Source organism: Vibrio rubrogenes (assembly GCF_059641415.1).
The window spans coordinates 1-20,624 of the sequence record NZ_JCARSY010000015.1; the positions used below are offsets into that span (position 1 = coordinate 1).

19 protein-coding genes are annotated in these 20,624 nt (G+C 45.7%); 7 read left to right on the forward strand and 12 right to left on the reverse strand.

Going from position 1 to position 20,624, the window contains the following annotated elements; all coding sequences use genetic code 11:
- Together AC55NX_RS12085 and AC55NX_RS12090 are read right to left on the reverse strand one after the other, a co-directional pair.
- Positions 1-966, reverse strand: a 966-nt coding sequence (locus AC55NX_RS12085) for a carbohydrate porin (RefSeq protein ID WP_496995973.1), incomplete at its 3' end; no start/stop codon positions are given.
- Positions 967-2,086: 1,120 nt separating this feature from the next.
- Positions 2,087-3,133 (reverse strand): GMP reductase, encoded by a 1,047-nt coding sequence (locus AC55NX_RS12090; RefSeq protein WP_496995974.1) that lies wholly within the window; start codon positions 3,131-3,133, stop codon positions 2,087-2,089.
- A gap of 508 nt (positions 3,134-3,641) precedes the next feature.
- Between AC55NX_RS12090 and AC55NX_RS12095 the strand changes: the two genes are divergently transcribed.
- On the forward strand, positions 3,642-4,205 hold the full coding sequence (locus AC55NX_RS12095) for a hypothetical protein (protein ID WP_496995975.1): 564 nt from the start codon (positions 3,642-3,644) through the stop codon (positions 4,203-4,205).
- Between the two features lie 81 nt (positions 4,206-4,286).
- On the opposite strand, the gene AC55NX_RS12100 is transcribed toward AC55NX_RS12095, so the two are convergent.
- The 5 genes from AC55NX_RS12100 to AC55NX_RS12120 form a co-directional block, all read right to left on the reverse strand.
- The gene (locus AC55NX_RS12100; protein WP_496995976.1) at positions 4,287-5,762 is read right to left on the reverse strand and encodes an NAD(P)H-hydrate dehydratase; all 1,476 of its coding nucleotides are present in this window, start codon (positions 5,760-5,762) and stop codon (positions 4,287-4,289) included.
- A 31-nt stretch (positions 5,763-5,793) separates the two neighbouring features.
- On the reverse strand, positions 5,794-6,234 hold the full coding sequence (locus AC55NX_RS12105; RefSeq protein WP_059121964.1) for a PAS domain-containing protein: 441 nt from the start codon (positions 6,232-6,234) through the stop codon (positions 5,794-5,796).
- 2 nt (positions 6,235-6,236) lie between these two features.
- Positions 6,237-7,241, reverse strand: coding sequence for a response regulator (locus AC55NX_RS12110; protein WP_496995977.1), 1,005 nt, complete (start codon positions 7,239-7,241; stop codon positions 6,237-6,239).
- A gap of 106 nt (positions 7,242-7,347) precedes the next feature.
- Complete coding sequence (locus AC55NX_RS12115; RefSeq protein ID WP_059121966.1) at positions 7,348-7,599, reverse strand: hypothetical protein; 252 nt, start codon at positions 7,597-7,599, stop codon at positions 7,348-7,350.
- A gap of 183 nt (positions 7,600-7,782) precedes the next feature.
- Positions 7,783-7,935, reverse strand: coding sequence for an alternative ribosome-rescue factor A (locus AC55NX_RS12120; protein WP_496996053.1), 153 nt, complete (start codon positions 7,933-7,935; stop codon positions 7,783-7,785).
- 424 nt (positions 7,936-8,359) lie between these two features.
- Here AC55NX_RS12120 and AC55NX_RS12125 point away from each other — a divergent pair, with 424 nt between their 5' ends.
- Positions 8,360-8,569, forward strand: coding sequence for a cold-shock protein (locus AC55NX_RS12125; RefSeq protein ID WP_027694422.1), 210 nt, complete (start codon positions 8,360-8,362; stop codon positions 8,567-8,569).
- Between the two features lie 236 nt (positions 8,570-8,805).
- Positions 8,806-10,404, forward strand: coding sequence for a nitric oxide reductase transcriptional regulator NorR (norR, locus tag AC55NX_RS12130; protein WP_496995978.1), 1,599 nt, complete (start codon positions 8,806-8,808; stop codon positions 10,402-10,404).
- 2 nt (positions 10,405-10,406) lie between these two features.
- Here norR and AC55NX_RS12135 read toward each other — a convergent pair whose 3' ends face one another.
- Both AC55NX_RS12135 and pepT read right to left on the reverse strand, forming a co-directional pair.
- Positions 10,407-11,285 (reverse strand): mechanosensitive ion channel family protein, encoded by an 879-nt coding sequence (locus AC55NX_RS12135; protein ID WP_496995979.1) that lies wholly within the window; start codon positions 11,283-11,285, stop codon positions 10,407-10,409.
- 289 nt (positions 11,286-11,574) lie between these two features.
- A complete protein-coding gene (gene pepT / locus AC55NX_RS12140; RefSeq protein WP_496995980.1) occupies positions 11,575-12,807 on the reverse strand; it encodes a peptidase T in 1,233 nt (410 codons plus the stop codon).
- 579 nt (positions 12,808-13,386) lie between these two features.
- Here pepT and AC55NX_RS12145 point away from each other — a divergent pair.
- Positions 13,387-14,049, forward strand: a complete 663-nt coding sequence (locus AC55NX_RS12145) for a DsbA family oxidoreductase (protein WP_496995981.1) — start codon at positions 13,387-13,389, stop codon at positions 14,047-14,049.
- 29 nt (positions 14,050-14,078) lie between these two features.
- On the opposite strand, the gene AC55NX_RS12150 is transcribed toward AC55NX_RS12145, so the two are convergent.
- From AC55NX_RS12150 to AC55NX_RS12160, 3 genes are all read right to left on the reverse strand, one after another.
- Complete coding sequence (locus tag AC55NX_RS12150) at positions 14,079-15,290, reverse strand: amino acid aminotransferase (RefSeq protein WP_496995982.1); 1,212 nt, start codon at positions 15,288-15,290, stop codon at positions 14,079-14,081.
- Between the two features lie 137 nt (positions 15,291-15,427).
- Positions 15,428-15,628, reverse strand: a complete 201-nt coding sequence (locus tag AC55NX_RS12155) for a hypothetical protein (RefSeq protein ID WP_059121972.1) — start codon at positions 15,626-15,628, stop codon at positions 15,428-15,430.
- 226 nt (positions 15,629-15,854) lie between these two features.
- Positions 15,855-17,768: a methyl-accepting chemotaxis protein gene (locus AC55NX_RS12160; protein WP_496995983.1), complete on the reverse strand. Its 1,914-nt coding sequence runs from the start codon at positions 17,766-17,768 to the stop codon at positions 15,855-15,857.
- 431 nt (positions 17,769-18,199) lie between these two features.
- On the opposite strand from AC55NX_RS12160, the gene AC55NX_RS12165 reads away from it, so the two are divergent.
- Genes AC55NX_RS12165 through AC55NX_RS12175 form a run of 3 tightly spaced genes read left to right on the forward strand, consistent with a single transcriptional unit; the run spans position 18,200 to position 20,623 of the window.
- On the forward strand, positions 18,200-19,159 hold the full coding sequence (locus AC55NX_RS12165) for an AAA family ATPase (protein WP_496995984.1): 960 nt from the start codon (positions 18,200-18,202) through the stop codon (positions 19,157-19,159).
- A gap of 39 nt (positions 19,160-19,198) precedes the next feature.
- Positions 19,199-20,146: a DUF58 domain-containing protein gene (locus AC55NX_RS12170; protein ID WP_496995985.1), complete on the forward strand. Its 948-nt coding sequence runs from the start codon at positions 19,199-19,201 to the stop codon at positions 20,144-20,146.
- Entirely contained in the window at positions 20,147-20,623 is a 477-nt protein-coding gene (locus AC55NX_RS12175; RefSeq protein ID WP_496995986.1) for a DUF4381 domain-containing protein, read from the forward strand.
- Position 20,624: the final 1 nt, after the last annotated feature.

Consider the following 20,624-nt stretch of genomic DNA (forward strand, 5'->3'; position numbering starts at 1 on the left):
GATATCTTTACCGTAGGATGCAACAAACGCGTGAGCGATGATCACATTGTTATCAAACAGGTATTTCTCTCCTTGAGAAACAAAGCGCACGGCGTAACCATTAGTATGGTTACCTGCATAATTATTCATGCCAGTGGAGAAATCGGGGTTACCACTACTAATAGATGCCAGACTACTAGCAATTGAATTCGTGGTGTATTGAAGGGTATATTCGTTAAAACCATTGTTGTCTAAATTCTGATTTAGAATAGTTGAAAAACTCAACCCATCTTTAACATCAGAATATTGATTGGAGTTTTCTGCATTTTTTGCATCTGAACTTAAGTTCGGCAGTTGATATTTCACCGCTAAGCCAAGTTGCAAATCATCACTAAGTTGATAGCCCTGATAGCGAACATCTAATATATTACTGTTAATATCGATACCATTGTCATTACCGCTGCTATCGAGATAATTAAAATCTTCTCTCATCAGGGTCAGATTTAAGCTACCTTGCGGTAGGACGATATTTTCTAAACCAACACCAGCACCTGAGCTGGTACGGGTTGTTTTCCAATCCAGCATCTGGAGTTCAGAACCAGTAATTGCGTGACGGCCAACCCATAATTCGGCTTCATGCAGTGCTGGAATAAAACCTTTCGTACGGACGTATAGATCAAGGAGATGATGATAATTCTGTTCCTGACCTTCCATTTCGAACCCTTTGTTAAGCCCTGAGTTTCCATCTAAAGTAATTACAGCTTCAACTTTCTTACCTTGCTGCTCATACACACGTTGTTTGAACGTCAGATCGTACCAACCTGTCATTTCGTTACCAAAACGTCCCAGCGAACCAATCGAATACTCTTTTGGCGCACCATGTTGCCCAGTAAACCAACCAGCACGAAAATATCCGTTAAATTGAAAATCATCTATTATCGGAACTTGATCAGTAAAAGTTGGTAAAACAGAATCCGATTTGCTCACAGCATCATTCGAATTCACATCAGAGGTGACTGATTCCGATTGCGTAGATTTAAGTTATTGCGTAGATTTAAGTTGTTGAAGTGTTTGTTGAGCCGTAGCGATTTGAGTCTGCAAAGCTTTTACCTGTTGATTTACCGAATCATCAGCCATAGAGCTCGTGGCGTATCCACAACTAAGCAGCGCAAGACTAATTGGCGTAAACCTTTTCTTAAAACTTTTATACGTTGAATATTGTTGAATAGTCATATACTTATCTCAAAGTTATTGTATTGCGAAAAATAGTCACCGAGTCAGGAGTACCCGTCGACTAGGGGTCTCACCATGGTCATTGCGTTTAATAATTAAATATGTTGCATAATGTATTGCGCTAGCCACGTTACCAGCCTCACCGACGGTCTCGATGATATCGTTCGCAAGTTGTTCATATGCCATAACAATGTCCTATATGATTAATTGGGTATTCAGTGAATTTTGGGCATAAAAAAACTCAGAGCCCCTAGATACAACAACGCATCTAGATTCCCCGAGTTATGCCCTATCAGTGGTAACAATCCCGAAAAATAACGAAAAAACTCAAAATTTAGGTATAAAAAAACCTGACACTCGCCAAACCAAAAAACTTGGGCAAGTAGCCAGGTTATGCTCGCTTTCGCGATAACAATCCATTTACAGTAACTGTACTTATATTCTTGAAATACAGCGTACCGATGGAGGGCACAATAATTTCATAACATATTCTCAGTCAACGCGATCAAATATCGATTGTGATTGAGATCTACATTTAATCTTTGAATTGCCCCCAAATAGCGACGTAAATCGCATTTATATCGTATTATAAAAAACAGAAATAATATGTTTTACTACTTCGATAACTGTGATGAATCGTATCATTAGGATGCTATGGGAGCTGTAAATCTCCCTTGACTAATGGCACTCATAATTAGAGTTTTCAGCCTGTTCGTGTTTGGTTAAATATTTCCATGACGTCAGATTACTCAGTCATCATTTATATTCAATAATCCAAGAATGCAACGTAAACTTGCGAATCAAGACAGCAAGTTTACGTTTTGACTAAACTGTCTGTGAAAACGAGGTAGAACCCAGTTGTTGATGATTCCCTTCACGACTCCTTGCCAAACACGTTATTCTCTTGTTCCCGAACGCGGATAAATGTGGTGCGCTTGGTGAGTTCTTTCAGGTTGGCGGCTCCGACGTAGGTACAGGTTGAACGGACGCCACCGAGAATATCCTGAATGGTATCTTCAACACTGCCCCGGTAAGGGAGTAACACGGTTTTGCCTTCTGCGGCGCGATACTGCGCAACGCCTCCGGCATATTTGTCCATCGCACTTTTCGAGGACATCCCGTAAAATTTTACATAACTTTCCCCGTCTTTGACGACAATGTCGCCACCGGATTCTTTGTGTCCGGCCAGCATTCCGCCGAGCATCACGAAATCAGCACCGCCACCGAATGCTTTTGACACATCTCCCGGGCAGGTACAGCCACCGTCACCGATAATCTGACCGCCTAAACCATGAGCAGCATCAGCACATTCAATAATGGCCGACAATTGTGGATAACCGACACCGGTCTTCACCCGGGTGGTGCAGACTGAACCGGGGCCGATCCCAACTTTGACGATATCTGCACCGGCAAGAATCAGTTCTTCGGTCATATCACCGGTCACAACATTGCCGGCCACAATGACTTTGTCCGGTAAGGCGCTGCGGACTCGTGCCACAAACTCCACCAAATGCTCCGAATAGCCGTTGGCAATATCGATGCAAACAAACATCAAGTCGTCACTCAAAGCGAGTGTGGCCTGCATTTTGGTAAAATCAGCATCCGATGTACCAGTGGAGACCATCACATGCTTAAGCGTCTCAGCATCCGCTGACTGCACAAATTCTTGCCATTCTTGTAGCGAGTAGTGCTTGTGGATTGCGGTAATCACATCATATTTCGCCAAAGCCTGAGCCATGCCGAAACTACCGACGGAGTCCATATTGGCAGCAATGACAGGCACACCGGACCATTGACGCCCACTATGCTTGAAGGTAAACTCGCGGGTTAAATTAACTTGGGAACGACTTTTCAGGGTAGAACGTTTCGGCCGAAACAATACATCTTTAAAGCCCAATTTTAATTCTTGTTCGATACGCATTTATCTTTTCCTTAATTGATTCACCTTGTGCCTCAATTTCGCAGTGCAATGAACCTAACGTTGGCAGACGCCAGTTTCTTTGATTATCGGACACAAAAAAACCGGAGCGTTGGCAGACGCTCCGGTTTTCAACATTATAGGCACCACTTTATTTCCTGCAAGACTGATATTGTGCTTTTTTTTATGCTATCATCCGGTAGATTACATATCTGTAAAACTGCAAAATAAATTACTGTTTTATTTTTATAATCAATTACTTACCCTCGGATTCACTGACGTTTTTCATGTGTCATTTTTATTGCTATCAAACCATTACATCATTCACATTCACTTTTGTGCGCTCTGTGTAAAAAACATGCAAAACCTCATCATCAACGCAGCATATGGCATCCGAATTTGCTACAGTTAGAAAATGCTGGCAGGTTTTCTTCCTCTTTGGCTTTCTCACAACCGCCTCCCAAAAAATAAATACCGATAAAATCACCTCAGAGATCGCATGGAGTGCAGGATGGAATCGACCATTTCTCTGATCATCGCAGTGTTACTCAGTATGATACCTGTTCAGGCGGTTGCCGGATCGGATACAAACTATTTTTATCAAAGCGCCGGAATCACGAAATCTAGAACCACAAGCTCGGAAGATGCTTGGGTCACCCAATACAGCTATAACTATAATCTGACGTCAACCATTGGCTTTGATTTAGGTTATGCCAAAAATACTGATCATCCGGACCAAATGGCGTCACTCTCTTCACAGTTTCCCCATCAACCCACGTTGTATTATCAGGAAGTTTTTGGTGGTGCCGTCATTCAGCACACCGTATTCGATGTTGCTTGGATATACGCAAAAGGCGGGTTGAGTTTCACAAGAGCTGGCAATAATCCGGGGATTATGACATCACTACCGAACATCGAATCGAAAAATATTGCGCCTTATTTTACACTCGGGGCCACAATTCCATCGGGGATCACATCCGGATTAGAACTGAATTTTGAGATTTCTTATCAGGAGCAGGAACCAGATGTAGTCACAAGTCCGGTATTCCTGCTGGGAACCCATTACCGCTTTTGACCGTGATCGTCATCGTGGCTTACTGATATGGTTAGATGGTGACGATCTTCCATTTGATGAGACTGATGAGCGGTATATGATTCAGTGGTTCACTAACTGACGCAAGTGAGGGAGTAGATCACTGGCAAGCAGCCCTCGCTCACCATACGACTGTGAGTTTTGATCCGCAGCCATACTGTGAATAAGAACCCCCAGTTGGGTCGCTTCTACTAAAGGTAGCCCCTGTGCGATAAGTGAAGTGATCACCCCCGTGAGAACGTCCCCCATACCGGCGCTTGCCATACCTGGATTTCCCGCCATACAGACCGAGATCTGCTTGCCGTCATACACCAACGTTCCCGCACCTTTCAGTACCACGACGCCACCATACTGACGATGAAGCGCCTGCACACTGGCATACCGATCCGCTTCAATCTCTTCGACCGAGACTTGTAACAGTTGAGCGGCTTCTGCCGGATGTGGCGTAATCACCCGCAATGGATCTTGATTCGGTTGCTGCATCAAAAAATATAGACCATCGGCATCAATGACTTTCGGTTTTTCAACGCTCCGGACCGCCTGATAGATAGCAAAAGCGGTCTCATCTCGTCCCAGCCCCGGCCCTGCGGCCAAGACATCACACCATTGTAGCCGTCGTTCAAGTGCCTGCGCTTTATCCCAGCAAGCACTCATCACTTCCGGGGCACTCACCAATAGCGGCGTGACATTATGTGGATGACATAAAACCGCAGTCATCCCCGTTCCGCATCTGGCTGCCGCCATCGCTGCCAAGATAATTGCACCACCCATACCGTCATTACCACCAATGAGTAATGCTTTGCCATGCGTGCCTTTATGTGATGTGGCAAAACGTTTGGGTAACATCTGACCCGGCATTTTTGTGTGAATGGCCATGACCGTCGGATGATTCTGTTGATCAAAAGCATCTTCCACACCCAGACCGGCAAAATGAAGCTCTCCGACATACTCCCGCGCTTTCCCGGTCACTAACCCCTGTTTCAGACCAATGAAACTGACGGTATGTTTTGCCATGATCGCTCCGCCAAGGACACTACCGGTATCCCCACATAAACCGGAGGGAATATCAACGGCAATCACTGGCTTCATGCTTTGATTGAGCGTCTCAATCAATGAGAGCATTCCCGGCCGAACCATACCACTGAGCCCCGTGCCGAGTAGGGCATCAATCACCACATCAACACTATCAGGAACCCGATTTTGAGGCTCTGAGACATTTCCCCCATGGTTTTGCCAATGTTTGTAGGCCATCCGAGCATCACCGGTCAGCGTCTCGGGATCACCGACTTGCCAGACCGTCACATACAATCCGATCGATTTCGCCAAACTCGCAACAATATAGCCGTCACCACCATTGTTACCACCACCACAACAGATTAACCAGTGCTCAGAACTGGGATATTGGGCCATCCCAATCGCGAAAACCGCCTGTCCGGCACGTTCCATCAGACTGTACATTTCCAGTCCTTTGGCACTCGCCGCTTTCTGTTCACCAATACGGACCTGTTGGGTCGAATAAAAAACATTCGTCATCGTCATGGGAGAATTCTTTATCGTTTGAATTGAGAATCTAACACTCACACCGCTGGGCTATCAGTGCCTCTGCGGTTGCATCCTGAATCGATAGAAAAACCGAATTCACTGCACCAGTCGGTGTTCTCATTGGATTAAGAGTCACATTCTGATACATAAATTCGCACTGTTGCGTCACAGGACGAACATTACGACATTTAAATAAATAGGGCCGTTGTTGCCAAGTGATAAAACTACGACATCCGAGATGGTAAACAGGTTTCGTTTTTAGTTTGAACCAATCGGGTGGAATTTCAGGAAAAACCTCAAACAACGTCCGACCAATCACTTCGTGTGGTTGTTTACCGCTGTGGTGGGTCATAAAACCGTTCCAGACCTGAATTTTATAGTTTTTATCAATAACGATCAGTCCGAGATCAACGTTTTGAACCATATCCACCATCCAGTGGAACTGTTCAAATTCAGCAGGCAGACTCATGACTAAAAATCCTCCATCAGGTAGGCCAGTTTGTTGTCCAAGAGCGGTAGAGACTCATCGACAAACATAAAGAGCAGATCACAACGAATGGCGGTGCCTTCAATGTTGTAACTGACCTCAAAAGTCATCGTTTTCTGGAACGAACCCGCTGTCGATCGGATCACGGATTCAATCGGAATATGTTGCCCGAGTAATACGGGGGAGCTTTGGAAAAAACGAATCTCGGCCTGTTCACCAAGCCCATTCAAAAAAGAGCCTACCAAGATGTTGGACACATCCATCAAGAGTTCGATCTCTTCAAGATCATCACTTTCCGCCGGGATGTTCATCAGTCGCTTCAGTTCAGAGACACTGGAATCACTTAAAAGCACCAATGCTTCGCCGGCGATCCCTTCCCCACTGAATCCCTGACAAACCCCTGAGACCTGATCATTATCGACTAAATCTCGCAGTGCCATGTGGAGTTCACTGACTTCAAAGATATTGACATTGGGCAGCGGCAATTCGACGAAAACATCAAAATAACGCGCGAGGGCATCGGCAGCCCGCCCAATGGACACATTGGCGACTTCCATGTAAATATCGCGCCGTTTCAGGATCGGATATTCGATCCGACTGGGGGTCACAACCGTCGGCTGGGTGGGAGGCTCAATTAACTCACTGAGCACTTTTTTCAGTGCATCCGCTGCAATCGGTTTTTGGATAAACGCTTTGGCTCCCAGACCAAGCACACGTTCTTGCGCTTTGGGCTGAATATCACCGGAAACAACGATGACCGGTGTCTGGTAACCCGCTTCCTGCATCGCTTCCAAGGTGTCGAAACCATCCAGCTCTGGCATCGTTAAATCTAAAAACATCAACTGAAACGACTGTTGTTTAAGCTGCTCCAACGCATCTAAGCCGTGAACCGCAAAATGCACCTCGGCATTCAGGAAGGCTGGTAATGATCTCGCAATCTGCTTTCTTGCCAATGCTGAGTCATCACATATTAATACTGAAAACGCCATAATCGGCCTTACCTTTTTCTTTCATCATTAAAAGTGTATACGGGAATTCAACATCTACAGACACAAAGCGATAAAGAACGAACAAATCTTTATGCGTTTTGTGACCTTACGACGCGACTTGCACTGTCGGCCATAATGTCAGAGTGACAATCCGCAGTAGTACCGCTAACACAACCAATGCCACGCCAAAACGATAATGACGATACTCTTCAATCGTCATTGGAATACGTTTAAAGAACATTGTAGCAACGCCACGCCAATCCTGACTTCTTTTACCGTAACGAATCATACTCATCACAATCAGAATGATTCCCAGGGTCAGCAGTGATTTTTCCAGCCAAAAGAGTGTAACGACCATGTTGGATCCCTTGTCGGATGTGAAAGGTAGCGAAAACGAAATACGACAGAAATAGGGGCAATGTTTTGTATCCTTCACACTGCCCTTTTTTCAACTATAGCCTATTGAAATATAGTCTATTGAAAGAATTCACCATGCAGCTGTGTACCAACAGCGATGAAGAAGCCCTATTCAAAAGCAACATTATGCAGCTTTTGAATAGGGCTCCCGTACCTGATGTTTTGCTTTACGCTGGAAGCTTCCCTTCCCTTTTTTCGGCTTTTCGACTCGCATCTTAAATACCGGGCTGGTGACGAGCGCTTTCAGTGCATTATCCGTAATCGTGCCACGTTGAATCTCGACATCGTCCGACGGATTGGCATTCTTATTTCTCTTTTCATTTGAAACACTTCTCTTATAGTGGTGAATAAAAAAGCACCGTATTGTGCGCCATTGTATTGACATGTCAATTCGTTAAAAGTAAAAAAATGTTTTTTATGACTTCATTAAAAATAATGATGTAACAATGAAAATAAAATCTCAGTAAAATCTAGAATGATCAAAAATATCAGGCACATTTACCTTTAGCCGTAATATTTTATTGACAACCCCTAAGATTACTCTACACTCACATAAGGCTAGGAAGCAGTTCTTTGTTTACCATAACGTCTTGTTGGATTTTGTAACTCCCCGGTCGTTCTGTACGCAATAGCAATCTACTTTTCCACGCTAGAATGGCCGTTATCGGCTTAGTTTTACTTTGATTTACCAGGAATATATTATGTCTAACACAGTGACTGGCACTGTAAAGTGGTTCAACGAAACTAAAGGTTTTGGTTTCATCCAACAAGAAAATGGTCCCGATGTTTTTGCTCACTTCAGCGCGATTCAAGGCGACGGTTTCCGTACCCTAGCTGAAGGTCAAACTGTTGAGTTTGTGATTTCGCAAGGACAGAAAGGCCCTCAAGCTGAAAACATCAAAGTCCTATAATTAAATATATAGGCAAGAATCTTTAAAAATAGCCAGCGTTGTATGCTGGCTAATTTTTTGTCTCAAGTATTTTAGTTTCGACAACAGTTCAGTATATCTCGCGATGAGATTGTCATTCAGTTCCGCCTCAGTCAACATCTTAACTTAACACAACCCATACTTTTACAGTTCACGGGGCTCGTACTTCTCATCCTCTCATTTAGCGATTAGAATGGATAAAAAACTGCCTTCATCTTATGCAAAATTTTTCGATCACAACTCTGTCAACACTCGCAGAAATGACCATAGATCTTGCCAGTGGTCTCAATGATGAAAATCGATTTAACCGCCTGCTGGAAACGATCCGCAAAATCATTCCCTGTGATTGTGTCGCCCTGATGTCCCGCCAAGGGGATACACTCATTCCTTTGGCGATGCAAGGCTTGACCAAAGACACGCTCGGACGGCGCTTTATTATTGAAGAACATCCTCGTTTTCAGAAAATTTGCAGTGCCCGTCAGGCAGTCCGATTTGATGCTGACTGTACACTACCCGATCCATTTGATGGATTGCTGCTGCACCACGACGGTGATGTCCCGATTCATTCCTGTATGGGGTTACCGCTGATTTTTGATGAAAAATTACTCGGTGTACTCACTTTAGACAGTTTGGAAACCGGTGTATTTACGCATATCCCGGCACGCCATCTGAAAGTGCTTTCAGCGATTGCCGCATCAACGCTGAAAATGGCACTGACCTTTTCTCAGTTAGAAACACAAGCCCGTCAGACACAACAGCGTCTGCAAGAACTCAATGAAGAAGGTTGGGAAAGAGACCGCAGTGATATCATCGGCACCAGTCGTGTGATGCAATCGATGCATGATGAGATAGACGTCGTCGCTTCATCCGATTTTAATATCCTGATTTTCGGTGAAACCGGTGTCGGCAAAGAACTGGTTGCCAGACGAATACACCATCTCTCCGCCAGAAAGCGACAACCGCTGGTTTATGTCAACTGTGCGGCAATCCCGGAAAATCTCATTGAAAGCGAATTGTTCGGCCACATTAAAGGCGCATTTACCGGCGCAGACAGAAACCGACTCGGTAAATTTGCACTGGCCCATGAAGGTACTCTTTTTCTGGATGAAATCGGAGAACTTCCGCTTGCCGCTCAAAGCAAACTACTTAGAGCACTACAAAATAATGAGATTCAGCCCGTCGGTCAGGATCGTGTTCAACATATTGATGTCCGGGTACTTGCTGCGACGAACCGCGATTTAAAACAAGAAGTTGAAGCGGGTCGCTTTCGGGCAGATTTATATCACCGTCTCAGCGTTTATCCGATTCATGTCCCACCGCTGCGGGAACGCAAGGGTGATGTCAGCCTGCTGGCGGGTTACTTTCTTGAACAAGCCAGAAGAAAGCTTGGCATGACCCATCTAAAACTGGCACAAGATGTCCTCGATTATCTGATTCAATACAACTGGCCGGGGAATGTCCGAGAAATGGAACATGTGATCAATCGGGCGGCGCTAAAAGCCAGAGCCAGTCAACCTCAGCAAGCACTGACTACGATTACATTAACTGATGTGGGCGTTTTAGAAAGCTTGCCCATCTGTACGCCAGAGACACCGGACAGTCCTGAAGCGACAACATCATCACATATCTCTATAAGTGATGGTCTGCGGCAGGCAACCGATGACTTTCAGCGACAACTGGTAAAAGAGGCATTAATTCAGTCAGATTATAACTGGGCTCAAGCCGGAAGATTACTCCAAACAGACCGGGCCAATCTGACGCGGTTAGCGAAGCGGTTAGGGATTCAGGTCAAAAAAACGCACAAACTGGAGATGTGATATCAGGTGATATCAGTCACATCATGTGGCTGTTTTCGTTCACCGCTATTGGAGAAGTGTTCATCGTAGACGGCCATAAAGTCAGCCCGAATCAACTGCTCCAGTTCGTGAGCCCGCTCTGTCGGGCAGAAAATCATTACATGAACTTTCTGTTCACCAGTTCCGGTACTGCTAATGTGAATCACCGGATCGGCACCCGGCAAATCCACCCCGGCATGTTTCTCAATCATCAGGTTATAACGACGTGCGACTTCAATAAAATGCTCAAAATGGACTTCGATTCGCTTCCGGAATTGAGGAAGTACGGTATATAGGTTCACAAAGTCACGCACTACGATTTCAAAATTATGAAAGACATAGCGCTTCATAAAGTTCAGGTTTTTCACCGGATAGGTAAAAAACATACTATTGGGGAGTGTTGCAGTTTTGCCGGTGTAGTGGTAAAGCCCCCCACTCAAGTCGATCTCTTGAATGACGGTTGCCATCATATTGTGTTCGATGACTTCACCACATAACGAACCGACTTCAATCCAGTCGCCAATACGAAAAGAGCGAGAACTCGCCCGTTGTATCGAACCGGTAAAACATAAAATGATCTCTTTTGATGCCACAACAATCGCAACCGCAATAGCAGTCACCGACAAGGCAAATTCATTGATCTCTTCTTTCCACAAGAAAAAACCGATAATCAACAGCGTGGCAAACGTACCGTTTTTGGTTTGAGACATCCACTTGCGCTGTTTTTCGGTAATAAATGCACCATCGCCCCGAATCAGCGCAAGTGCACTGCGGCGAATCAGTAAAATAAAACCGACAATAATGACGCTAAACAGTAGCTTATGGGACAACAGATAATCCAGCACGTTGTTTACATAGTCCATGCATCTCTCTCACAACCAAATATCACAAAAACAGAATTGATCTTTTTAAAGACTCTGTATGCGTATCTCCAATTATCGATAATAAACAAGGCTTTAGTTTGGAGCAATCCATACAACCGATGCGGATTGCTCAATCTTATCGATAACTTGGGTATATATAATGACTGCAAGTTTATCTGAGTTTTTTCATAATGTAGAGTAATAAACCTGAAACAACTGACACACTTCAAAAGACGAAGGCATCTCAAAGGGTCAATAAATCATAATGATACTGTACGTTGATGCCCACTTATCCGCGATAAGCCATCGCGGTTTTCTCTGCTATTTTTACAATGACTTTTACCGCCTGTTCCATCCCTTCAATGGTGACAAATTCATGGATTCCGTGAAAATTATAACCACCGGTAAATAAATTCGGACAAGGTAAACCTTTGAAAGAAAGCTGCGCACCATCCGTACCACCACGAATCGGTTTGATTTGCGGCTTAATACCCAAATCGATCATTGCGTCTTTGGCGATCTCAATAATATGAGGATTGGACGCAATAACTTGCTTCATATTGGCATAACCATCCGTAATCTCGAGTTCGACCCGGCCCCGATGTAATTGATGGTTGAGTGTCTCCACCCGATCTTTCATCTGCACTTTTCTACGCTCTAACCCTTGTTGGTCAAAGTCTCGCAGCAGATAAGTCAACTCACTACGGGCAATTCCCATATTTGCTGAGGATAAATGGTAAAAACCTTCATACCCTTCGGTATTCTCCGGTGCCTCATCGGTAGGCATCATCATCTGAAATTGAGCCGCAATGTTCATGGCATTGACCAACTTACCTTTTGCGGTACCGGTATGAACCGACACGCCATAACAGGTGACATGTGCCGTTGCCGCATTAAAGTTCTCATATTCGAGATCACCAACCGGCCCGCCATCAACCGTATAAGCCCACTGAGCCCCGAATTTTTCGACATCAAACAGGTCGGCTCCCCGGCCAATTTCTTCATCGGGAGTAAAAGCAATACAAATTTCACCATGAGGAATGTCCGGATGCTCCAGCAACACTTTCATGGCGGTAACGATCTCGGCAACGCCGGCCTTATCATCAGCACCTAAGAGCGTATTCCCATCAGTGGTGATTAAATTGTACCCATGCAATTGGTGTAATTCTTGATATTGAATCGGAGACAGCACTTCATCGCCCCGCCCCAATGCAATGTCTCCCCCCTGATAGTTTTCAACAATCTGAGGCACGACCTTTTTACCTGAAGCATCCGGAGACGTATCTAAATGCGCAATAAATCCGATCGATGGTATCTCACCGTCAACATTTGCCGGCAATTTAGCCATGACATAACCATGAGCATCCAGTGTGACATCGCTGAGCCCAAGTGTTTGCAATTCCTCATATATTGCCTGTGCCAATTTTTTCTGTCCGGACGTGCTTGGACAGCAGTTCCGGTATGGGTTGGATTGTGTATCAAATGACACATAATGCAGAAAGCGATCTATCAGACTTTCCATAACATAACTCTCACTGGTTAAAGAATGAACACCCCACAGTGTTGCCATCAAATATGGCGACTTTCATACTAGGGCGCTCCGTCCGGCAAGATGTTGTTGTAAATCAGTTTTTACGCATTCAATCTCATCAATATCGTGAATACCCGGCCTGACTCAAACTATCTATTCAATTTGGCATCATGATCTCAGCCAAACCATGATTAAAAATCATTGATGAATAACAGTAAGTTAAATGAAAAAATACAAATATCCGACAAATAAATTTGCCGGATTAGTAATCGTCAACTAGATTTAAAGTAACTCAAAGTTCCCTTCGCTTAACACATATAAACGCGCCATTTATGCCTCTCGTTGCTTATCGCCCGAGAGGTATTTTTCTTTAGCCTTCTCGCTCACATTTTCTGACAACGAAACACCATTATCTGTGCTGAAACACTTGTGAATTACATTGTGATCACTTTTTTGCATCATTTTCATATCATCTTGTTAAGTCGATAACTCGATTTGAATACAGAACCATCGGTATACTAAAGATTATTCCGGCAAGAAAGGCCATCGATAGGATTCTGGAGAGTCTCAATGAAGAAGTTACGTATCGATATTTTATCGGATCTTGTCTGTCCTTGGTGCTTCATTGGTTATACACGACTGGAGAAAGTTCTCGAACAACTCAGTGTGGATAAACATCTTCAGCCTGAGATCCACTGGCACCCTTTCGAACTTAACCCGACCCTGCCTGAGGGCGGTGAAATACTCAATCAGCATCTACAAACAAAATATCAAATGACCGCAAAACAGCGGCAACTAAGCCAGCAAAAAATTACTGAGCTTGGCAATGAGGTAGGCATTGATTTTCAGTTTACGGCAGACATGCGCATTTATAATACACGTAAAGCCCATCAGTTAATGATGTGGGCGGCTCGTAGTCACCAGCAAACTTCGTTTCAGAAAGCCCTCTTTCTGGCCTATTTTCAGGAAGGGAAAGTGATGGATGATACCGACATCCTACTCGATATCGCCGTCGCTCAGGGATTAGATCGCAGGGATTGTCGGCGGGTACTCACTGACCCGGGATGGTCCTCTGCGGTTGTGCAAACAGAAAAACAGTGGCTGGAAGCCGGTATACAGGCCGTCCCGGCCATGATTATTGAACAGCATATCTTGCTGTGTGGCGCTCAGCCGATCACTGAGCTCCACGAAACACTCGACGGATTGGTGGATACGCTCCCGTCACTCCATTAAACGCTGACCGCGCTGATGGTGAGGCTATCTTAGCTTCCGTTGTTCGCCGCTACAGCAGCAAATGCCTGTGCGACTTGCTCAAGGTTATGTTCGTTCAATCCAGCCAGACACATCCGCCCGCTATCAATCAGGTAGATACCATGCTGTTGCCGTAATGTGTGCACACTCTCGACAGAGAAACCGGTATAACTGAACATCCCTTTTTGCTGAATCAGAAAATCAAAATCCCGCTCCGGACACAATGTCAGTAAACGCTGGTGTAGCTGCTGGCGCATTGCGGCGATCCGTTCACGCATGGTGCTCACTTCTGCGTGCCACCGGGCATTTAACTCAGGATCGTTGAGCACCCGAGAGACCAGTACCGCACCATGTTTCGCCGGGCTGGAATAGTTACGTCGAACCGTTGCTTTCAATTGTCCCAGTACATTCACCGTTTCTTGCGCGTCATGACAAACAACAGACAGGCCACCGACTCGCTCACCGTACAGCGAAAAGATCTTTGAAAACGAGTTACTGACAAAAAATGAAACCGATGTCCGCTCAGCCAAAGCTCTCATGACATAAGCATCCTGATCGCTATCTTCGCCATACCCCTGATAAGCCATATCGAAAAACGGAATCAACTGACGAGATTCAAGGATATCGATCACTTGATCCCACTGTTGTGGTGTTAAATCAACGCCCGTCGGGTTATGACAACAGGGATGCAGCAGCACGATATCTTTGGCCGGCAATTGCGATAGAGCCTGAATCATACCGCTGAAATCCAGCATCCGCGTTTCAGGATCAAAATACGGGTAACTACCGACAGTAAAACCTGCTCCTTCAAAAATTGCATTATGGTTTTCCCATGTCGGATTACTCACCCACACTTTTGACTCAGGGAAATAACGATGTAAGAAGTCAGCGCCAATCATCAGTGCTCCGGAACCACCTAATGTCTGAATGGTGGCCACTCTCTTTTCATTGATAACTGGGTGTTCCGCACCAAACACCAAGGTTTGGACAGCCTGACGATAATCGGCAAGCCCTTCCATCGACAAATAGATACAAGGTTCTTTGTCGGCTGAGAACCACGCTTGTTCTGCCAGACGAACACTCGGTAACGTAGGAATCAGACCTGCTTCATCATAATAAAGGCCAATACTTAAGTTCACTTTGTCAGGACGGCTATCCGCCATGAACGCTTCCATAAGGGACAAAATCGGGTCCCCGGCATAAGGGGTAATATGATGAAACACGTAACTTCTCCTGTATTGGCAATAAAACTGACAGTCAGACTTTATTGATTATCTGTTCTGTCAGTGATTTTTAATTATGTTTGTTGACTTCATCATTGAACAGATTGAGCAATCTGTTCAATCGAAGGGCAGCCCATCTAATGAACCGGAACACCGGCATCTGCGGCATACTGACCGAAATACGCTTCTAACACTTCCGGCGTCAGCTCCCCTTTTGCTTCTAACTCTTTCAGCTTGGCCACAATCGCTTTCTGTTCATCCAAAGAAGGAAGTTTGGCTTCTTCCTGACCGCCATCCTGTTCCGCCAATGCAGCGAGCTCTTGTTCAAAATCGTTCATACATCACCTCTGTTTATTGTCTGTAACAGGCTAACTTTTGCGAGTGTACACTGCTCTCGATAAATGCTCCAGCCGCGGACCGATATGATTCACACCACGCGATGTGACGCTTTCAGTAACACACTGACTGTACGATCTCAGCAGTGACACTGCTCTCACGGTTGCTCCGGTCTCACCGAACTATCCATTTTCATGCACAACCGAAACCTGTCTGTCCCTTCAATGATCAAAGTCTGAAACCACCGACCAAATGATCCAAGCGTTCAGAAAGGGTTTTCAGTTCGCGGCTGGCTTCTGCCAATTCCTCTGCGGTCGTTGTCGTCAGTTCATTAATCGCATTAATTTCTTCAATGTTCTCATTGATACTCTGTACCGCGACAGATTGTTCTTCAGTAGCTGTCGCCACTTGCGTATTTCTATCGGTGATTTCGTAGATTCGCTCTGAAATCTGGTGTAGTTGTTCCACCGTACTTTCAGCCGCTGCAACCCCTTCTTGCGTTCTCTCTTGTCCGGCATTCATTGCCTGCACAGCATTACTCGAATCATTTTTCAACTGGGTCATCATCACTTGAATCTGCTCCGTTGAAGCAGCCGTCCGGCCCGCCAGATTACGCACCTCTTCAGCCACGACGGCAAAACCTCGTCCCTGTTCTCCTGCACGTGCAGCCTCAATCGCAGCATTCAGCGCCAGTAAGTTAGTCTGATCGGAAATCTCATGAATCACCGCCAGAATCGACCCAATTTCCTGCGTTGTTGCAGCCAGTTTTTCAACCACTTGGGTCGATTTCTGCATATCTTCAGCCAATCGGTGAATCGCATCTTTGGCCTGACCGACCACAACCTGACCCGCATCACTACTTACCGATGCATCATTGGCGGTTGAAGCGGCAACAGCGGCATTCGATGCAATTTCACTGATGGTCGCCCCCATCTCATTCATCGCGGTCACCACCTGGATAGTCTGATCACGCTGGCTCTGACTGTTATCATGTGTCAGATGAGCTTTCTCTGCGACCACTTGCGACTCATGTGACAAACTCCGGCTCGTCGATGCCACTTCCTGCATCGATTGATGAATTTTCTCGATAAAATCATTAAAGCCCAGAGAGAGCTGAGTAATCTCATCATTGCCGACAATCTCAATACGCTGAGAGAGATCACCATCGCCTTTACCAAGCGCAGAAAAACGTGCCGCAATCTGCCGAATCGGTTTGGTGATACTGTTTGCCAGTAACACACTCATAAAAATAAACAGCGCAGCAATCACCGCTGTGCCCAACATCATATTTTGCGCGGCACGATTCATTTCCGCATAAATCTCTCGCTTCGGTACAGAAGCGACAACGTACCAATGCATCGATGGAATGTATTCGCTCGCCACAAAGACGTCTTCATCTTGGTACCGTGCGTCAATCAGATGAAAACCATGATTACCGAGTAATGCCGTAGCCTTGGAACCATAAAGGTCTGATAATGTTTTAGCCGACTGAGACTTGTCCGGATGAATTTTTACGTTCCCTTGCGCATCCGTCAGAAACACAAAACCAGAGTCTTCGATTCGGAACCCGTTAAGCAGGCGCACCATGTCATCCATCGACTTTGACATCCCGGATAAAGTGCCGCTCTCGGCCGATTGATAATTGGCAAACATTTTCACATCACCGTTCGGCTCTTGAAAAATACTCACCATCGTCGGCTTTCCGGACGCAATAAACTGATAAAACCATTGATCTTGTTGATGGTTGAGTTGGCGTAAGAACCCCTTTTGGTTCCAATAATATGCCGTGTTTCGATTCGCAACGGAGGCATCATTAAGATGATATTGCTGTTTGAGATTGTTCAATTGCTGAATCAATACTTTTTCTGACTTTGGGTCAATGTTGGTTGTATCAATCGTTGCTTTGACAAATTCATTATTCGCAAGCTGCTCAGCAGCCAGCAATAACTCTGACACATCCCGGTCAATTTGATGGCGGATGCCATCCAAAAACGATGGCAATTCAATATCCACCAAACGATGTTCCAGCACTTCTCTGGACTGGTACTGAGCAATCCCGCCCACAATTACAGTCGATGCGAGTACGGCAAATGCCATACTCCATATCACTTTCTTCTTAATACTCACTGCATTGAAAAACATAGCTACTGCCTTAATTATTGTCACGGCTCCCGCTGTCACTTAGGATGCATGTGTCAAACACACTCCACAAGGTGATGCTATGATTGCAAATCGGACTGCGGGTCTATTCATCATTCAGACTTTGAGGTTGAAATTATCCGCAACATACGGTGCAATACGACCTCAAAACATATAGATTCTGGCTGAAATTTTGTGGTGCGGGGTTCGCCCCGACAAATATCAGCCGTGTAGTATACTTCATCGCCTGAGCAATAGTGAATGGCATACGTAATACTTTTATCATTTGCTTTCAGCAGGTATTTAAGAACAACGGAACTGAAGCCATCAATCGGTAAAAATGAACTTTTCTGACTTTTGTTAAACTAATCGAGAAATCGTTGAACCATCACAACAAATTTTTATCAATCCCAATCATTGGAGCAATACGGGTCATGCAATCAGCAACCGCTTTTCAACAGCTACAACACTACTTAAACAGTCAGGTTATTGGTCAGGAAGCACTGGTGAGACAGGTGTTGGTCGCTTTGCTGGCCGATGGACATATTTTGGTTGAAGGCCCGCCCGGGCTGGCAAAAACAAGAGCGATCAAATCACTGGCCGACAGTATTGAAGGGTCTTTTCATCGGGTTCAGTTCACACCGGATCTGCTGCCGGCCGACTTAACCGGAACAGATATCTTTCGCCCGGAAACGGGAGAGTTTCAGTTTCAGCCCGGTCCCGTGTTCCATTCACTGCTGTTAGCCGATGAAATTAACCGTGCTCCGGCCAAGGTGCAAGCCGCCATGCTCGAAGCGATGGCTGAACGTCAGGTGACTGCCGGGCGAAAAACCTACGCGCTCCCCAAACTTTTTTTGGTGATGGCCACCCAGAACCCGATTGAACAGGAGGGGACCTATCCGCTGCCTGAAGCGCAACTGGACCGTTTTTTACTCCACCTCCACGTCGATTATCCCGATGCAGAAAGTGAACTGGCGATTCTGCGACTCAACCGCGGTGAAGCACAAGGCGTAAAACCTCAACAACCGAACAAATTGTCTCAGGAAGATATTTTCAGTGCCCGCCAAGCGGTGCTGGACATTCATATGGCAGAAAGCATCGAGCAATATATCGTGCGGCTGGTGATGGCAACCCGCCAGCCGGAGAAATATGACGAAAAACTCAAACAGTGGCTTGAAATGGGCGTCAGCCCCCGGGCAACGATCGCACTGGATCGCTGCGCGCGCGCGAGTGCGTGGCTTGCCGGACGCGACTTCGTCAGCCCTGAAGATGTCCAAAGTATGGCTTTCCCGGTACTGCGTCACCGTCTGCTGCTGAGCTATCAGGCGCAAGCCGAAGGCATTCATCCGAATCAGATTATCAACCATATTCTGTCTCTGGTCGGCAGTGCCTGATGACACCAAAACATTATGATTCAGCAGAAACGATGAGGGATGAGGATGGAACTGCCTGCTTATAGTAATGGCGTCACTTTATGCCTGGAAGAGTTGCTGGTTTATAAACAGCACTGTGCTGCTTGGCTGCCACCGGCTAAAAGTCTGTGGTCAACCATGTCGGGACAATATCAGAGTCACCAGTTGGGCCGCGGGATGGATTTTTCTGAAGTGCGCCGCTATCAGCCCGGTGACGATATCCGCACCATTGACTGGCGGGTGACCGCCCGAACCGGAAAGACGCACACCAAACTTTTCAGTGAAGAACGAGAAAAACCGGTAATTCTCTATATTGATTTAAGCGCGACCATGCATATGGGGTCACGTTTACTCCTGAAGTCGGTTCAAGCTGCACATATGGCAGCTTTACTGGCATGGATGTCTCTCGCCCAGAAAGATCGTTGTGGTGCCTTGATTGATTTGGGACATCGATTAATCGATATTAAACCCAAAAGTCACCAACCCAGTGTACTGGCGCTCCTGCAGAAAATTATCGACAGTCACAGAGAACAATTACAGTTCAGCCAAACTCAGCCCCCACTCAACGATTCCGGTTCAGCGGTTTCTTCGATGTCAGAGAGTCTGACCGCCTTAAATCGCTTATCACCTAAAGGCAGTGAAGTGATTATGATCAGCGATTACACCCGTTATGACGATAATCTCAAACCGCAATTTAGTCAGCTGCGCCGGCATAATCAGGTACGGCTGGTCCATATTTATGATCCACTCGAACGGGGCGATACTGATTTTCGTGGCATTGAATTCGTCGCTGACCAACAACAAAGCCGGTGGCTTAATTTTTCAGCAAAGCATACTCGGGCAGGAATCAGAAAAGCCTTTGAATCTCAGAAAGATAGGCTAGAATTACTCAGTCGGTCTTTAGGGATTCCCTATACTCGGCTTTCAAGTGATTCACCTTTGCTGAAACAACTATCCGGAAGTTATTAAATGGCACAATCGATCTCAGATTTACTTGACCTTCAGCCCCTGCACCTGCCGGACGCCCCTTCATGGTGGCCGCTTGCCTGGGGTTGGCTGAGCCTCATCGGATGCGTGATCGTGATAATACTGCTGATCACTTGGCTCATTCTTTGGAGACGCAAACGGATTGCTCCGAAAAAAGTCGCGTTACGGTTACTGCAACCCTCACACGGTTCTGTAACGCCATCCGATGCAATGGAGTTGGTCAGACAAGCATGTCTGAGTTATTTCCCACGTCAGGAAATTGCCCATTTAACCGGACATGACTGGTATGCCTTTTTAGACAGGCAAATCAGTAATCCCCTGTTTATTCCCAATGAATCCCTGTGGCAAAAGGTGCTGTATCAAAAATCAAAATCAGAACCATCCCAACAACATCTGATTGATGACTGCCTGACTTGGGTACAGGAAGCCTTGCCGCCAAAGAGAAGAAGAAGGAGATAAT

Coding starts and splice junctions, on each gene's coding strand:
- AC55NX_RS12090 (WP_496995974.1), bottom strand. CDS start 3,133: ATGCGTATCGAACAAGAATTAAAATTGGGCTTTAAAGATGTATTGTTT.
- pepT (WP_496995980.1), bottom strand. CDS start 12,807: ATGGAAAGTCTGATAGATCGCTTTCTGCATTATGTGTCATTTGATACA.
- AC55NX_RS12160 (WP_496995983.1), bottom strand. CDS start 17,768: ATGTTTTTCAATGCAGTGAGTATTAAGAAGAAAGTGATATGGAGTATG.
- AC55NX_RS12110 (WP_496995977.1), bottom strand. CDS start 7,241: ATGGCGTTTTCAGTATTAATATGTGATGACTCAGCATTGGCAAGAAAG.
- AC55NX_RS12170 (WP_496995985.1), top strand. CDS start 19,199: ATGAGGATGGAACTGCCTGCTTATAGTAATGGCGTCACTTTATGCCTG.
- AC55NX_RS12095 (WP_496995975.1), top strand. CDS start 3,642: ATGGAATCGACCATTTCTCTGATCATCGCAGTGTTACTCAGTATGATA.
- AC55NX_RS12100 (WP_496995976.1), bottom strand. CDS start 5,762: ATGACGATGACGAATGTTTTTTATTCGACCCAACAGGTCCGTATTGGT.
- AC55NX_RS12165 (WP_496995984.1), top strand. CDS start 18,200: ATGCAATCAGCAACCGCTTTTCAACAGCTACAACACTACTTAAACAGT.
- AC55NX_RS12125 (WP_027694422.1), top strand. CDS start 8,360: ATGTCTAACACAGTGACTGGCACTGTAAAGTGGTTCAACGAAACTAAA.
- AC55NX_RS12155 (WP_059121972.1), bottom strand. CDS start 15,628: ATGAACGATTTTGAACAAGAGCTCGCTGCATTGGCGGAACAGGATGGC.
- AC55NX_RS12135 (WP_496995979.1), bottom strand. CDS start 11,285: ATGGACTATGTAAACAACGTGCTGGATTATCTGTTGTCCCATAAGCTA.
- norR (WP_496995978.1), top strand. CDS start 8,806: ATGCAAAATTTTTCGATCACAACTCTGTCAACACTCGCAGAAATGACC.
- AC55NX_RS12105 (WP_059121964.1), bottom strand. CDS start 6,234: ATGAGTCTGCCTGCTGAATTTGAACAGTTCCACTGGATGGTGGATATG.
- AC55NX_RS12175 (WP_496995986.1), top strand. CDS start 20,147: ATGGCACAATCGATCTCAGATTTACTTGACCTTCAGCCCCTGCACCTG.
- AC55NX_RS12115 (WP_059121966.1), bottom strand. CDS start 7,599: ATGGTCGTTACACTCTTTTGGCTGGAAAAATCACTGCTGACCCTGGGA.
- AC55NX_RS12145 (WP_496995981.1), top strand. CDS start 13,387: ATGAAGAAGTTACGTATCGATATTTTATCGGATCTTGTCTGTCCTTGG.